Annotated in this window: 13 protein-coding genes; 4 read left to right on the forward strand and 9 right to left on the reverse strand. The window is 63.5% G+C overall.

Annotation, left to right across the window (positions count from 1 at the left end; all coding sequences use genetic code 11):
- Nucleotides 1-3: 3 nt before the first annotated feature.
- Both arcA and arcD (Q6A47_RS07915) read right to left on the reverse strand, forming a co-directional pair.
- Nucleotides 4-1,257 (reverse strand): arginine deiminase, encoded by a 1,254-nt coding sequence (gene arcA / locus Q6A47_RS07910; RefSeq protein ID WP_039575671.1) that lies wholly within the window; start codon nt 1,255-1,257, stop codon nt 4-6.
- Nucleotides 1,258-1,283: 26 nt separating this feature from the next.
- Complete coding sequence (gene arcD, locus Q6A47_RS07915) at nt 1,284-2,711, reverse strand: arginine-ornithine antiporter (protein ID WP_304483855.1); 1,428 nt, start codon at nt 2,709-2,711, stop codon at nt 1,284-1,286.
- 446 nt (nt 2,712-3,157) lie between these two features.
- Here arcD (Q6A47_RS07915) and arcD (Q6A47_RS07920) point away from each other — a divergent pair, with 446 nt between their 5' ends.
- Nucleotides 3,158-4,585, forward strand: a complete 1,428-nt coding sequence (arcD, locus tag Q6A47_RS07920) for an arginine-ornithine antiporter (RefSeq protein WP_304483857.1) — start codon at nt 3,158-3,160, stop codon at nt 4,583-4,585.
- Nucleotides 4,586-4,603: 18 nt separating this feature from the next.
- Here arcD (Q6A47_RS07920) and Q6A47_RS07925 read toward each other — a convergent pair whose 3' ends face one another.
- The 6 genes from Q6A47_RS07925 to Q6A47_RS07950 all read right to left on the reverse strand — a co-directional run bounded on the left by Q6A47_RS07925 (nt 4,604) and on the right by Q6A47_RS07950 (nt 11,512).
- On the reverse strand, nt 4,604-5,953 hold the full coding sequence (locus Q6A47_RS07925; RefSeq protein ID WP_304483858.1) for a CoA transferase: 1,350 nt from the start codon (nt 5,951-5,953) through the stop codon (nt 4,604-4,606).
- Nucleotides 5,954-6,008: 55 nt separating this feature from the next.
- Nucleotides 6,009-6,503 (reverse strand): DUF454 family protein, encoded by a 495-nt coding sequence (locus Q6A47_RS07930; RefSeq protein WP_029613378.1) that lies wholly within the window; start codon nt 6,501-6,503, stop codon nt 6,009-6,011.
- On the reverse strand, nt 6,478-7,083 hold the full coding sequence (locus Q6A47_RS07935; protein ID WP_304483860.1) for a biliverdin-producing heme oxygenase: 606 nt from the start codon (nt 7,081-7,083) through the stop codon (nt 6,478-6,480). The genes Q6A47_RS07930 and Q6A47_RS07935 overlap by 26 nt, the downstream gene beginning before the upstream one ends.
- A 159-nt stretch (nt 7,084-7,242) precedes the next feature.
- Nucleotides 7,243-9,831 (reverse strand): TonB-dependent receptor, encoded by a 2,589-nt coding sequence (locus Q6A47_RS07940; RefSeq protein ID WP_304483861.1) that lies wholly within the window; start codon nt 9,829-9,831, stop codon nt 7,243-7,245.
- A 146-nt stretch (nt 9,832-9,977) separates the two neighbouring features.
- On the reverse strand, nt 9,978-10,937 hold the full coding sequence (locus tag Q6A47_RS07945; protein ID WP_029613377.1) for a FecR family protein: 960 nt from the start codon (nt 10,935-10,937) through the stop codon (nt 9,978-9,980).
- 62 nt (nt 10,938-10,999) lie between these two features.
- Nucleotides 11,000-11,512 carry an RNA polymerase sigma factor gene (locus Q6A47_RS07950; RefSeq protein ID WP_029613376.1) on the reverse strand — a complete coding sequence of 171 codons (513 nt, stop codon included), beginning with the start codon at nt 11,510-11,512 and terminating at the stop codon, nt 11,000-11,002.
- A 361-nt stretch (nt 11,513-11,873) separates the two neighbouring features.
- Between Q6A47_RS07950 and Q6A47_RS07955 the strand changes: the two genes are divergently transcribed.
- The 3 genes from Q6A47_RS07955 to Q6A47_RS07965 are packed head-to-tail and all read left to right on the forward strand — an operon-like array spanning nt 11,874 to nt 14,176.
- On the forward strand, nt 11,874-12,374 hold the full coding sequence (locus Q6A47_RS07955) for a PAAR domain-containing protein (protein ID WP_304483863.1): 501 nt from the start codon (nt 11,874-11,876) through the stop codon (nt 12,372-12,374).
- A complete protein-coding gene (locus Q6A47_RS07960; RefSeq protein ID WP_304483864.1) occupies nt 12,371-13,072 on the forward strand; it encodes a VRR-NUC domain-containing protein in 702 nt (233 codons plus the stop codon). The genes Q6A47_RS07955 and Q6A47_RS07960 overlap by 4 nt, the downstream gene beginning before the upstream one ends.
- 15 nt (nt 13,073-13,087) lie before the next feature.
- Entirely contained in the window at nt 13,088-14,176 is a 1,089-nt protein-coding gene (locus Q6A47_RS07965) for a DUF3396 domain-containing protein (protein WP_304483866.1), read from the forward strand.
- 6 nt (nt 14,177-14,182) lie between these two features.
- On the opposite strand, the gene gap is transcribed toward Q6A47_RS07965, so the two are convergent.
- The gene (gene gap, locus Q6A47_RS07970; RefSeq protein ID WP_304483868.1) at nt 14,183-15,184 is read right to left on the reverse strand and encodes a type I glyceraldehyde-3-phosphate dehydrogenase; all 1,002 of its coding nucleotides are present in this window, start codon (nt 15,182-15,184) and stop codon (nt 14,183-14,185) included.
- Nucleotides 15,185-15,326: the final 142 nt, after the last annotated feature.

Consider the following 15,326-nt stretch of genomic DNA (forward strand, 5'->3'; position numbering starts at 1 on the left):
CTCTCAGTAGTCGATCGGGTCGCGCACGATCGGGCAGGTCATGCAGTGGCCGCCGCCGCGACCCCGGCCCAGTTCGCCGGCGCTGATGGTGATCACTTCCACGCCGGCCTTGCGCAGCAAGGTGTTGGTGTAGGTGTTGCGGTCGTAGCCGATGACCACGCCGGGCTCCAGGGCCACCACGTTGTTGCCGTCGTCCCACTGCTCGCGCTCGGCGGCGAAGCTGTTGCCACCGGTTTCCACGACTCGCAGCTTCACCCCCAGGTGTTCGCCGACCACGTCGATGAACGATTTATGTTCCCGGCGTACGTCCATGCCGTAGGGCTTGCTCTCGTCGGGGCGAATGATGAACGGCACGATTTCGCTGACCACCTCCGGGAAGACCGTGACCAGGTCGCGGTCGCAGAAGCTGAACACCGTGTCCAGGTGCATCGCTGCGCGCGACTTGGGCAGGCCGGCGACGATGACTTTTTCCACCGCGCCCTTGGCGAACAAGCTCTGCGCCAACTGGCCGATGGCCTGGCGCGAAGTGCGCTCGCCCATGCCGATCAGCACGACGCCGTTGCCGATCGGCATCACGTCGCCGCCCTCGAGGGTGGACTGGCCATGCTCCTTGTCAGGGTCGCCGTACCAGACCTGGAAGTCGGCCTGGGTGAACTGTGGGTGGAAGCGGTAGATGGCCGTGGCCAGCAGGGTCTCCTGGCGGCGCGCCGGCCAGTACATGGGGTTGAGCGTGACGCCGCCGTAGATCCAGCAGGTGGTGTCGCGGGTGAACTGGGTGTTGGGCAGCGGCGGCAGGATGAAGCTGGAATGGCCCAGGTAGTCGTTGTACATCTTCACCACTGCCGCGCCTTCGCTCTGCGGCAGGTCCTGGCCGGCCACGCCGCCGATCAGGAATTCGGCCAGGTGGCGCGGCTCCAGGCCCTCCAGCCAACTGCGCACTTCGTTGGTGAGGCCGACGCCGACGGTGTCCGGCGAAATCTTGCGGTCGAGGATCCAGGCCAGCGCCGCCTTGTCCTGCACGATGTCGGTCAGCAGGTTGTGCATCTCCAGCACCTCGACGCCGCGCTCGCGCATCTTGGTGACGAAGTCGAAATGGTCGCGCTTGGCCTGGTCGACCCAGATCACATCGTCGAACAGCAGTTCGTCGCAGTTGCTTGGGGTCAGACGCTTGTGCGCCAGCCCCGGTGCACAGACCATCACTTTGCGCAGTTTGCCGGCTTCTGAATGGACGCCGTATTTCGCTTTGTCCGCGGACATGAGGTGTTCCTCCAGCAAAAGGTGATTCACAGGGTCAGAAAGCCGTCGTACAGGCCGTAGGCTGCCAGCAGGGCGCCCAGGACCACGGCGGCGAAGATCAGTTTTTCCAGGCGGCTGAAAATGGGTTGGCCCACTTCGTGCCGGGCCTTGGCGAACAGGATCGCGCCCGGTGCGTAGAGCAATGCCGACAGCAGCAGGTACTTCACGCCGCCGGCGTACAGCAGCCAGATGGCGTAGAGCAGGGCGATGGTGCCGATGGCCAGGTCCTTGCGTCGTTCGGCCAGGGCCTGCGCGTAGGTTTCCCCGCGCACCGCCAGCAGCACCGCATAGGCCGCCGACCACAGGTAGGGCACCAGGATCATCGAGGTGGCGAGGTAGATCAGCGACAGGTAGGTGCTGTTGGAAAACAGGGTGATGACCAGGAAGATCTGCACCATGGCGTTGGTCAGCCACAGGGCATTGGCCGGCACATGGTTGGCGTTCTCACGGCGCAGGAACGCCGGCATGGTGTGGTCCTTGGCGGCCGCGAACATGATTTCCGCGCACAGCAGCACCCACGACAGCAGCGCTCCCAGCAGCGAAATGATCAGGCCGACACTGATCAACAGCGCCCCCCAGTGACCGACGACGTGTTCGAGCACGGCGGCCATCGATGGGTTTTGCAACCTGGCCAGTTCCGGCTGGGTCATCACGCCCATCGACAGCACGTTCACCAGCACCAGGAACAGCAACACGGTGACGAAGCCGATGACCGTGGCCTTGCCCACGTCGGCGCGTTTTTGCGCCCGTGAGGAAAAGATGCTCGCGCCTTCGATGCCGATGAACACCCATACGGTCACCAGCATCATGTTGCGCACCTGGCTCATCACCCCGCCCAGGTCGGGTGAGCCCAGTCCCCAGATGTCGGCGGTGAACACGTCGAGCTTGAAGGCGAACAGACAGATCAAGGCGAACAGCAGCAACGGCACCACCTTGGCCACCGTGGTGACCAAGTTGATGAACGCCGCCTCCTTGATGCCGCGCAGCACCAGAAAGTGCACGCCCCACAACAACAGCGAGGCGCCGACGATGGCCGCGGGCGTGTTGCCCTGGCCGAAGATCGGGAAGAAATAGCCCAGGGTGCTGAACAGCAGGACGAAATAGCCGACATTGCCCAGCCAGGCGCTGATCCAGTAGCCCCAGGCCGAAGAGAAGCCCATGTAGTTGCCGAACCCGGCCTTGGCGTAGGCGTAGACGCCGCCGTCCAGGTCGGGCTTACGGTTGGCCAGGGTCTGGAACACGAAGGCGAGGGTGAGCATGCCCACGGCGGTGATTGCCCAGCCGATCAGCACCGCGCCGACCCCGGCGCTGGCGGCCATGTTCTGCGGCAGCGAGAAGATACCGCCGCCGATCATCGAACCCACTACGAGGGCAACTAATGCACCAAGTTTGAGTTTTCCGGGAGCATCAGACATTTAACGACTCCACGTCAGGAGGAAGTTGCTGAAATAATAAATCCGACGCGTTCGACATTCGCTGATTTGGATCAGTCGTTGAGGATTCGTCGTCAGAAACTTCCCGCTCGCTAGTTCGAAATTGAAGACGAAAGCGATCCATCCCTCTGCATGAAGGCCATGTGCCACAAGGCTTTGAGGTCGGCCGCCAGAAAAACACAGCGTTTGCCAAGCGAACTTTCAACCTAGTCGTTTCCTGGGGCTTCGCCCATTTTTCTCGTCTTCAAAGGCGATAAGTGCTCAGGATGTGAAACGTTTGGCACTCGGCTTCTGGATAAGCGCTCACCGATAGACAGATTCGTTATGAGTCATTTAAATTTAATGGTTTTAGTTGATATGACTGTCATGAAATCTGACGCTGCAATTCGATCGTTCAACTGCCGTGCGCACGGTGAGGGTGCTCCTTGATGGGCGAGCAAGGACACAAATTGGGCCTGGGCGCGCTCGTCGCCTTGGTCGTGGGGTCGATGATCGGCGGCGGTATCTTTTCGCTGCCGCAGAACATGGCCGCCCGTGCCGAAGTGGGCGCGGTGCTGATCGGTTGGTCGATCACCGCCGTGGGCATGCTGGCGCTGGCGTTCGTGTTCCAGACCCTGGCCAATCGCAAGCCGACACTCGACTCGGGCGTGTATGCCTACGCCAAGGCCGGGTTCGGCGACTATCTGGGTTTCTGCTCGGCTTGGGGGTACTGGATCAGTGCCTGGATGGGCAATGTCGGCTATTTCGTCCTGCTGTTCAGCACGCTGGGGTTCTACGTTCCGTTGTTCGGCGAGGGCAATACGCCCCTGGCCATTGGCTGTGCCTCACTGTTGCTCTGGAGCGTGCACCTCTTGGTGCTGCGCGGCATCAAGGAGGCGGCGTTCATCAACCTGGTCACGACCGTGGCGAAGGTCGTGCCGCTGCTGATCTTCATCGTCATCGCCGCTTGCGCTTTTCGCGCCGATGTCTTCACCCGCGATGTCTGGGGCCTGGATACGCCGCAGTTGGGCAGCGTGCTGGAGCAGGTGCGCAGCATGATGCTGGTGACGGTGTTCGTGTTCATCGGCATCGAGGGCGCCAGCGTCTATTCCGGGCGCGCGCGGCGTCGCTCGGATGTCGGCAGGGCGACGTTGATCGGTTTTCTCGGCGTGTTGGCGCTGTTGGTGCTGGTCAATGTGCTGTCGCTGGGGGTGATGAGTCGTGGCCAGTTGGCAGGATTGCCGAACCCATCGTTGGCTTCGGTACTGGAGCACCTGGTAGGCCCCTGGGGCGCGCTGCTGATCAGCGTCGGCCTGGCGGTGTCGCTGCTCGGCGCCTTGCTGTCGTGGGCGTTGCTCTGTGCCGAGATCCTGTTTGCCACGGCCCGTGACGGCACGATGCCGCGTTTTCTCGCCAAGGAGAACGCCAACCAGGTGCCGGCCAATGCGCTGTGGCTGACCAATGGCATGATCCAGGGTTTCCTGTTGATCACGCTGTTTTCTGCCGGCACCTACACCAGCCTGATCTACCTCGCCTCGTCGATGATCCTGATGCCGTACTTCTGGTCGGCCGCCTATGCCGTGAAGTTGGCCTGGTGCGGCGAGGGTTATGCCGGGCAGTCGGCCGCGCGGCGCAAGGACCTGATGATTAGTCTGCTGGCCCTGGTGTATGCGCTGTGGTTGCTGTACGCCGGTGGCGCCAAGTACCTGCTGCTCTCGGCGCTGCTGTATGCCCCTGGGGCAATCCTGTTCGCACGGGCTCGCCGAGAGCAGGGCCGGGCGCTGTTCAGCCGATGGGAGACGCTGATCTTCGCCGTGGTGCTGCTGGGCGCCGGGGTGGCGGCCTGGGCGCTTTCCGTGGGGCTGCTGAGTCTTTAGCGTCCCGCCCTGTGGCGGTCACCAGGCCGGGCGGGCCGAACCCAGCTCGCTGGCGCCCAGTGCCCACTCCAACTGCGCGCAGCCCACTCTCAACGGGCCCTTGAGCCGCTGCGCCACGCCCCAGGGCGTGTGCTCCAAGTGGGGATCGAGATCGTCGGCACTTTCTTCGGCCAGCGGCAGGTCATCGCCGACCGTACCGTGCTCGACCAGCAAGGCGGCGGTGCGTGCCAACGACAGGCGCGCGCGGCAACCGGCGCCGCTGTGCAGGCGCTGTTGCAGGCCCCGAATCGCTTCGGCGGCCATCAGGTAACCGGTGGCGTGGTCGAGCGCCTGCACTGGCAGCGGTATGGGCTTTTCCGCCTGCTGCCAGCGCATCCCTTCACGGGCGATACCGCTACTCATCTGCACCAGGCTGTCGAAACCCCGGCGATCCTGCCACGGCCCGCTCCAGCCGTAGGCATTGAGGCTGACGTCGATCAGGCCGGGGTTGAGCTGGCGCCGATACCGCGCGCCGAAGCCCAGACGCTCCAGAGCATCGGCGCGATAGCCGTGCAGCAGGACGTCGGCGTCGGCAAGCAGGGCAGCGAACGTCTCGCGGTCTGCGGGGGCGTGCAAGTCCAGACGCGCGCAGCGCTTGCCGAGGGTGACCTCAGCGACCAGCGAGGGCTCTTCCCAGGCTGGCGGGTCGATACGCAGGACCTGGGCGCCGAAGCCGGCCAGCAGGCGGCTGGCCGTGGGGCCGGCGATGATGCGGGTCAGGTCGAGTACCTTGAGCCCTGCCAACGGACGCGTCGGTGTGCCCTGCCAGGTCAGGATCGGGCAGGCTTCGAAGCCTTCGCGCAGCACCAGCGGCTCCTGGTTGACGGCCAGGCCCTGGGGATGCGCGCACCACTGCGCCCAACTGCGCATCTTCGCCGCGCAGCCGCCGGCCTGGACCACGGCGCTTTCCAGCGCTTCGGCATCCCAGCGCGCGACCTCGGCGGCGACGGCCTGGCGTTCGGCGGGGGTACCCAGCACAGCCAATGCCGCCTGACGGTGATGGACGGCGTTGGTGTGCAGGCGAACCCAGCCGTCACGGGTGGGGTAGTCGCCCGCGATGGCGTCCCACAACGGCGGTGTCTGCCAGCCGTGGGGACGCAGGCTGGTGGCGAACCAAAACGAAGCCAGGCGCCGATCGACGCTGACCAACGGGCATTGGTCGGTCTGTTGTTGCAGCAGCCTGGCCAGGGCCAGACCAGCAGCTGCCACACTGGCGGCGGCCAGGTCGGTGACGGCGAAGGTCGAGGGCAGCGCGCCGATGCCGTGCCAACGCAGGGCGCTGCTGTCCAGGTCGAGTGCTTGGGCGATGGTGTCGAGCATCTGATGCATGCAGGATCCTCCGTGCTGGGGGTCATTGCAGTACATCCGGCGCGTCGATGCAATGTCAGCGTTGCAGTTCGGCGGGAAGTGGCGCAGTGGGATGCTCTGGACGCGACCAGATCCACAGGTTGCCCAGGGTCATGCCGGCGATGGCCAGGAACACCGGCCAGCGGTGCTCGAGCACGATCAGCATCAGGCTGGCGCACAACAGCATGCTCAGGGTGGCGCTGATCTTGGCGCGGCGCTGGATGACCTTGCCATTGCGCCAGTTCCACAGGATCGGTCCGAACAGCCGATGGTTGTCCAGCCACGCTGCCAAGCGGGGCGAGCTGCGGGTCGCGGCCCAGGCGGCGAGGAGGATGAACTCGGTGGTGGGCAGGCCGGGTATCACGATGGCGACCAGGCCTATCCCGAGGCTGACATAGGCCAGAAGCGCATACAGCAGGCGTGACACTCGGGAGCGGGCAAGTCGGGTCGTCATGGTCTCACTGCAAGGCGATACGGCCACCGGGAGGGTGGCCGGCAAAGGCATTTCAAGCCAGCGCGGCATCGGTGGCATAGGCGTGCCTGAGCAGCTCGGTAAAGCGCTCGAAGGCTGCCACGGCGGCGCGCTCGGCGGCGGCGTCCTGTTCTGGCGACAACTGCAAGCCGTCCAGCGTGCGGATGAACTGTTTCCAGCCCTCGGCCCGGCCACCTTCGGGCTCGCCCAGATGGCGGGCACCGAAGCTGTCGGACAGGCCCATCGCCTGCGCGCGCTTGATCAGGAACGCGGCGCCCAGTTTGGAGCCTTCGGAGACGAAGATCCAGCCCAGCGCCTGGCCCAGCGTCGGCGCGGTCACGGCGCCGGGAACGGGTGACGGCACAGCGGTATTCAAGTCTGCCAGATCCAGCCGTGCCTGTTCGGCCCGGCAGCGGGCGGCGAGGTCCGGGAAGAGCGAGATCAGCGCCGGGTCGTTGTACAGCGCCTGCAGTTCGGACTGGAACAGGTACTGGGCGACGACGAAGCGGGCGAAGCTGTCGCGGCTGTCGAACGGCGCATGCGACTTGACCAAGGCATCGAGCTCGGTATGCGGGGCGTGGGTCACCTGGTTCAGGCGCTGCGAGCGCAGGGCAGGGCGCTCGGAAGGGGCTTGGGTCATGGAGGCATCCTTGGGAAATGGGGCTGTCTAGGTAAAAGACGAAAGAGAAGACGCAGGGCAGTAAAAAAACCTCACCTGCGGGTAGGACGTATTCGCATCGATATTCAGAGGGGCGAGTGAGCCACTGCGCGCGCAGGGCTCACGCGGAACAGCCCCGAATCAGATATCCCACACCACATTGATGGCGAAGTTGCGACCGGGCATCGTCAGGCGGTCGAGGTTGGCCGGCTGGGTCACGGCCGCTTCGCCCAGGCCGTCGTAGCCGCGCACGTCATCCCACTGCCAGTATTTCTTGTCGGTGAGGTTGTACAGGCCTGCGTTGACGGTCACGTCGTCGGTGACCTTGTAGAAGCCGGTCAAGTCGAGCACGCCGTAGCCTGGGGTGCGGAACTGCGAGCTGGTACCGTCCGGGGCGAAGAAGGTGCTGTCGTCGACCCGGGTCTTGCGCTTGACCAGCGTCCAGCTCAGCAGGCCACCGTACTGCGGCTGCTCGTAGCCCAGGCCCAGTACGGCGGTGAGCGGGTTGACGCTGTTCAGCGGCTGGCCATTGTCGTCATTGCGGCCATGGGCATAGGCCAGCGAACCCTGGGTGTAGAGGCCCTGGCTGGCGCCGAAGCTGTCCAGGTTCAGACGGCCCTTGAGTTCGGCACCCTTGATGGTGGCGTGACGGATGTTGTTGGCCTGGAAGGTCGAGCCGAGGTTGGCCGACTGCACAGCGTCTTCGTTGATGAAGTCGCGGTACTTGTTGTAGAACACCGCGACATCGAACTGGCCGGCCTCGAACTGGCCGCGCAGGCCCGTCTCGTAGCTCTTGCTCTTTTCCGGTTCCAGGTTCGGATTGGGCTCGACCCGATAGCCCAATGTCGGGTTGTCGAAGCGGCCATACATGGCCTTGGCGGTCGGTGTGCGGAAGCCCTCGGCGTACTGGCCGTACCAGGTGTAGTGATCGTCGAAGGCATAGGTGATGCCGAACTTGGGCGAGACCCGATGCCACTTTTTGTCGCTGTCGTCGATACCGGCGGCCGCCGCGCCGTTGCCCTGGATGCCGCGCAGGAATTCGTCGGTCATCTTCGGCGACAGGCGGGTGTAGTCGTAGCGGGCGCCGGGCAGGAAGGTCCAGTCGTTCCAGCGGATCTCATCCTGGGCGAACAGGCTGTAGGTGTCGACGGTGGGGTCGGGGAAGTCACTGACCCGTGCCTGACCGTCGTTCGTGCTGACCTGGCCGATGGCGCGGCAGGTGCCGCCGACATTCAGGCAAACGCCGCTGCCGCTGCGTGAGCCGCTGACTTTCTCATGCTTGAAGGTGGTGCCGTAGGTCAGCAGGTGCTCGGTCTCACCGAGGCTGAAGGCCTTGTCCAATTGCGCGTCGAGCACCCACTGGCGGTCCTTGTAGGTGGTCTGGCGATCGCGCGCCACTTGGCGCCCGGACGCGAAATACAGCTCGTCGGTGCGCTGGTCGGTCTTGGCGATCTGGTAGTTCAGGCTCCACTTGACGTGATCTGCCAGCAGGCTGTCGAGGCCGAACTCATGGTTGATGCCCACGCGTTCGCGGGTGACGGTATCGTTGCCTTGGCGCAGGCGGTAGCTGTTCATGGCGCCGAAGCCTGGGATGAACGGCCCACCCACGGCGCTGCGGATGTTCTGATCGCGGTCGTCCTTGTAGTGCTCGTAGGTCAGGCCCAGGCGCGCGTCGTCGGCGTAGTTCCAGCCCAGCTTGGCCAGCACGTTGGTGGTGCGCACGTCTTCGGGGTTGGCTTCGGTCCGGGCCAGGCCCGTACCGCCGTGGCTGCCGTAGGACTCGGTCTCGTGGCCGTTGCGCTGACTCAGGTGCAGCAAGCCGTCGACGTCGCCCTGGCGGCCGGCGACGGTGGCGGAGGTCAGCCAGCTCTCGTCGGCCGAGCTGTAGCCCGTCTTCAGGCGCGCGCCGATGTCCTTGCCGGGCTTGATGATGTCGTCCGCGTCCAGGGTGTAGTAGCTCACCGCGCCGCCGATGGCATTGCTGCCGTAGAGCACCGAGGCCGGGCCACGCAGGATTTCCACGCGCTTGACGATTTCAGGGTCGACGTAGTTGCGCTGGGTCTGGGCGTAGGGGCCGTAGAAGAAGCTGTCTGGGATCGACACACCATCGATCTGGGTAAGGATGCGCTCGCCGTCGATGCCGCGGATGTTGAAACCGTTCAGGCCGCTGCGTTGGCCAGTGCCACCCACCGACACGCCGGGCTCGTAGCGCACCAGTTGCTTGATGTCGCCGACGTTCTGCCGGTCCAGTTGTTCGCGGGTGTGTACGCTGACGCTGCTGGGCACCTGGCTGGCATCCTGGGCGCTGCGGGTGGCGCTGACGGTCATCTGCTGCAAGGCGATCACCGTGCCGGCGCGCTGACGTTCGAGCACCACGTTGCCGGGGCCGAGGATGCGAAAGTCCAGACCGGTATTGGCGAGCAACTGGCGCAACGCGGCCTCAGGCGCCAGCGCGCCTTGGGCGCCGGGGGAGGCCACATCCTGGGCCAGTTCGGCGGAAAAGCCGACCTGCCAGCCGGTGGTCTGGCTGAAGGCATTGATGGCTGAGACCAGTGGCTGCTGGGCGATGGCGAAGCGGTATTCGCCGCTGCGCGGGCTGCTGACCTGGGCGGGCTCGGCGGCCAGCGCAGGCAGGCAGCCGACGCCACTGGCGATCAAGGCCAAGGTCAATAGGGACAACTGCCCCCGGCGTTGGGGGGAGGAATGAAGACGGGTTGGACCTGAGGACATCGAAAGCGCTCCCTGTCGCGCGAACCGTTATGAGTGAGTGCAGTTCTTGTTTTTGAACAAGAATCAGTTGCATTGGCTATAACGAGACGTGCCAGGATCGCGATTGCGTAAAAAATAGTGGGATGGACTGCGCGGGAGTGCGGCGATCAGTTGAGAATCACCACGTTCGGGTACTCATGCACTTGCGCCGAAGTGATGTGCGCCAGGGCCCGTAGCGCCTCCAGTGGCTGGTCCAGGCGGTAGTTGCCAGTCACCGCTACGGTTTCCAGGCGCGGGTTGCGATTGATGATCCAGCCGGGGTAGTAGCGGCGCAATTCGTCGAGCACCTGGCTCATGGGGCAATTCTCGAAGACCAGACGACCCTCGACCCAGGCCAGGTCCTTCTGCGGATCGACCCGCTGGCGCTGGCCGAAGCCTTCGGGGCCGACCGCGATGCTGTCGCCAGCACGCAGACGAATGCGCTGGTCGCTGGCGGCCTGCAGGTCGACATCACCGCGCTGTACCCGCACCTGCGCCTGGCCGTCGAGGTAGCGCACGGCGAAGTGGGTATCGCGTGCCTGCGCACGCAGCGGGCCAGCCTGGACCTCCAGCGCCGGCTGGTCGCCGCCAGGCACTTCGAAGTAGGCCTCGCCTTGCAGCAGGCGTGCGACTTGCTGGCCGTCGCGCGCGTGACTGGCGAATGCCGAATCGGTGTTCAGCAGCACGTGGGCGCCACCGTCCAGTTGCAAGCGCTGGCGTTCGCCGACCTGAGTCAGGTGGTCGGCTTGCAGGCGCACCGGCAGATTGCCGAAGGTGAACAGCCCCACCAACAGCAACGCAGCCGTGGCCAGCGGTTTCCAGTGGCGACGGAGGCGACCGCGCAGGGACGCGCGACGGCGCTGGTGCAGATCGCCGGCGAGTCGCCGCACCTGCGCGCCGTTCCATAGCGCTTCGGCCTCCACGTAGGCGTGGGCGTTATGGTCGTTGGCGCTCAGCCAGGCCTGGAAGTGTTCGGTGTCTTCGGCGCTCGGGCATTGCAGACGGATCAGCCAGTCCTGGGCCTCGTCCAGGGCACGGGCGCGGGCGTCTGGCGCGGCGAGCGATGGGCGAGAGGCGGAGTCGGTCACGGCATGTCCTTGGGCGATGGCTGCTGCAGATGATCGGTGCTGGCGCCAGGGCTGGCAAGCGCTCAGGCGAGGCGCTCGGCCACGCTCACGCAGATCGCCATGATCAGTTTCAGTTCCTTCTGCACCGTGCTGGCCGAGACCTGCAATTGCTCGGCGATTTCCTGGTAGCTGGCGCCCTGCAAGCGGCTGAGGATGAAGATGCGTTGTTGCCGCTCGCTGAGCTGGCCGAGGCTCAGGCTCAGACGCTCCAGCAGTTGTTCGGCGTGCAGGGCATCTTCGCGGCTGCTCAGCGGCGCGGCGACATTGTGCAGGACCTGCTCGCAGACGTCGTCCACCAGCGTGCGCGCCTGGACGCGACGTGCGCGCAGGTGGTCGAGCGCCAGGTTGCGCGCGGTCTGGAAGACGAAAGGTTCGAGGTGTTCCACGGGGCGCTCGCCCAAAGCGCGGGTCACCCGCAGGTAGGTTTCCTGCACCAGGTCTTCAGCTGTACTCGGGTTGCCGACCATGCGCTGTAGCGTGCGCAGCAAGCTCAGGCGCTGGTTGAGAAACAGGGCAGTGAAGCGGGACTGACTCACGAGAAAACCTGACCGAATGGGATTTTTGATGATGCGTATCATTCGCGCTAAAGGTCAAGCCGGGAAATGTCATGGCGCCATCCTCTTTGGAGCCCAGGATGATTTTCAATGTGAGAAATCTACGTTGATAATCAGCTATTGAGTTTCTAATTGTTTCTATAAGTAGGGATTTTCTGGTTTCTCGATCAAGCGTTGTCTTGCCGGACGGAGGTGCCTAGTTTTGTGGCTCCAACCTCACGCGATGACGATCGGGAGACACCATGGCCCATCAGGCGGCTCGGAGCATTTCGCCCATTTACTTCGCCGAATTTGCGGTGCTCATCGAGCGTTTGGGACCGAGCGCTGAGCGAGGAGGACTGTCATGACTGGCAAGCCAGCCGCCCGCAAAGGAGACGCGATCAAGTGCCCGGTGCATGGCGACAGCACGCTTGTTTCCGGTTCCTCCAACGTCTTGATCAACGGTCGTCCCGCCGCTCGCGAAGGCGATGAGTGCGCTTGTGGCGACACCCTGAGCACCGGCTTTTCCACCTCCGTGTTCATCAATGGCAAACCGGCTGCGTTACAGGGCAGTGGCGGCGGTCATGGTGGCCTAGTGATTGGCGGATCCGGGAACGTCAATATCGGCGGGGCGGCAAAAGCCGTACCTGCGGCTTCTGACGACTCGCCTGACTGCTATCGCGGGCACTTTCAACTGATAGACCAGATGACGGGTAAGCCCATTGCCGGGCGCAGGGTCAGGCTGTGGTCGGACGATGGGTGGGACCTGGTTGACACCACGGATGCAGAAGGTCGTACGGTTTCGCGCGTTCACAGCCGCCCCGAGACGCTCTACATCGCTCTGCTGCGAGACGACGAGGCATGAGCGACAGGCCCAGTCTCGACCAGGGCGATACGGCGGTGGGCGAGCGCGTCAATCCTGTTCGCCTGCAAGCGCCTCAGCTCGATCAGAACGACAAGACCGTACTGTGTTCGGCGGTCTGTCATTGCTCGGCGGCGCCCGCCATCAGCCGTGACGGTCGCAACCTCAAGCAAGTGTGCGTGGCGCAGCACCTGCGGGCGCTGGACGATGTGCTGCAACAGCGCAGCCCCTACAAGCCCGAGGTCAGTTACGACATGACCAAGCAGCCACCGCAGCCGATTCTCGACAGCCAGACGGGGCAGCTTCCCCATGGCTGGATTCCGGGATGGATTCGCAAGTATTGGGATGAAGATCCGGAGCATCCGCCCTTCGTGCCGGGGAGCGGGATGATTCGGCGTCCTGATGTGGTGATTGTCAGAGACCCTAGAAACCCACCGACGCAGGACAATATCAAGCAGGTGGTGGAAATGAAGTTTCCGCCTGACCCGTTTGATGAGCGGCAGATTCAAATTTATGCGCAAATCAGTGGCAGCCCAAGGCGTGTGGTCCAAGTGAGTTCAGATGAGTGTAACTGTGGACGGAGAGAACAACTTTCTGAAATACCTATCAAAGAAATGGGTTGGGCGGCTGCCGTGGCTGGCAGCTTACTCTTTATTCTCACACGTGGGCGTTTTCCTAGCCGTACAGCTCCCGCTTACTAACTGAGAGACGACTCTATGCAATCTGAATTCAATCTCGCTGAAGCTCTTTCTGTGCATGCGCACTTGCTGCAACTGCCAGGCAGTCTCTTGATGAAGAGTGGTCGCCAAGATTATGTGGGGGCTGCGCTCTGCCTGAGGGGCACACTTTACTTCAAGGGTGCACACATGCTCATCGTGCGCGAGGCATTGTGCCAATGTTTAGATGATTTCAGGCAGTACGCCGAGCCGCACTTGAAATGGTTATGGCGAGAAGAACCGTTAGATGGAAAACCCCTGCTTGACTATAGTAAGGCCAAGCCGTTACGGAAGCTATTGGCTGGGCTCAGTGAGCATCATCCATTTAGCGTTTACTACAGTAGCGGTGAGCAATCTTTAGATGCCCCATTTTGGCGCTTCAGTATTTTTGCACAGGCCGCATGGCAAGCAGCCATGGGGGACGACCTCAGTGTCATGGAGTTCTCGGTACCGTTGCTTTATCAAGAGCAGCACCCCCTGCACTTTTTGAATCTCATGCATAAATTCTGCCATCGACTCGCACCCGAACACGGCCACGCAGGACACGCCTACAACCTTTCCCCAACGCGCCGCGACGCCAATCAACCCACCGAAGCGTTCATGGCCGAACGTATGCCGGGGCTGGATGCCGGCACGGCCGCTCTGTTGACGACGACCCCAGGGTTCGAGCCGGTCAGCATCAAAACCGTCAGTTGGCTGACCGTGCTCGACCATGCACGTCTGGAGCGCGCCGGAGGCGTCTCGGCGCTGCGCGCGCAATTGCCGCCGAGTCACTTCGCCTTCTATGACTACGGTGCCGGATCGATCATCCAATCCGGCGCCTACCCCTACCTGGCCGGCGACGCCGAAGACCCGCGCCCGGCGCCTTACGTCTTGCTCAACCACTTGTTGAAAGGCATCCGCTGTGAAACCGTCGGCCCGTTGCACGGCGGTTCCCACGATGGTGAGTTGCGGCTGGTGGGCTGGGCCGCGGACCAGTGGCTGAAACGCCTGGATGTAGAAGACGCCGCTATTCCAGCTTGGCGCAGCAAGCTGCTCGACCGCGAGCCAGCCTTGGACGCGTCGAACAGCTTGATTGCCAGCCCGTGATGCGACTCAGCGCGCGTTGAACAGTGCCAGGCAGTTGTCGAGCATGCGGTTGGAGAAGCCCCATTCGTTGTCGTACCAGGCCAGCACCTTGAGCATGCGCCCGTTGGCGCGAGTGTGGTTGGCGTCGAAGATCGACGACAGCGGGTTGTGGTTGAAGTCGCACGACACCAGCGGCAGGTTGTTGTAACCCAGCACCCGCGAATGGCGACTGGCTTCCAGGAACAGCGCGTTGACGTCGTCGGCCGAGACCTCGCGCTTGAGGTTGACGGTCAGGTCCACCAGCGACACGTTGATCACCGGCACCCGCACGGCCATGCCGGTGAGCTTGCCTGCCAGCTCCGGCAGTACCAGGCCCACGGCCTCGGCGGCGCCGGTCTTGCTCGGAATCATCGATTGGCTGGCCGAACGCGCGCGGTACGGATCGCTGTGGTAGACGTCGGTGAGTACCTGATCGTTGGTGTAGGCATGGATAGTGGTCATCAAGCCCTGTTCGATGCCGAACTCGCGCTGCAGCACCTGGGCGATCGGCGCCAGGCAGTTGGTGGTGCACGACGCGTTGGAGATGATCTGGTGCGAGGCGCGCAGCACGTCGTGGTTGACGCCATACACCACGGTGGCATCCACGCCCTTGGCCGGTGCCGAGATGATGACCTTGCCGGCGCCGGCGCTCAGGTGCGCAGCGGCTTTTTCGCGTTCGGTGAACAGCCCCGTGCATTCGAACACGACGTCGATGGCTTCGGCTTTCCAGGGCAGTTCGGCAGGGTTGCGGATGGCGCTCACGCTGATGCGGTCGCCGTTGACCGTGATGCTTTCGTGGTCGGCCTCGACACTGGCGTCGAAGGTGCCGTGAACGCTGTCGTACTTGAGCAGGTGGGCGTTCATGGCGCTGTCGCCCAGGTCGTTGATGGCGACGACCTGCAGGTCCTGACGGTAGCCTTGGGTATAGAGTGCGCGAAGGACGTTGCGTCCGATGCGGCCGAATCCGTTGATCGCGATGCGAAGGGTCATGGCATTACCTCTGGCAGTTCGGGTGAAGCTTGTGGCACAAAGACGCGACAGCCTCACTGAAACGGTTTTGTTATAGGAATTACAAGATTATTCACTCCCTGATAGAAAACAAGCATTTTTAGTGGCAATATTTTTGTAAATC

The sequence above is a fragment of the Pseudomonas boreofloridensis genome (assembly GCF_030580795.1).
Taxonomy (GTDB): domain Bacteria; phylum Pseudomonadota; class Gammaproteobacteria; order Pseudomonadales; family Pseudomonadaceae; genus Aquipseudomonas; species Aquipseudomonas boreofloridensis.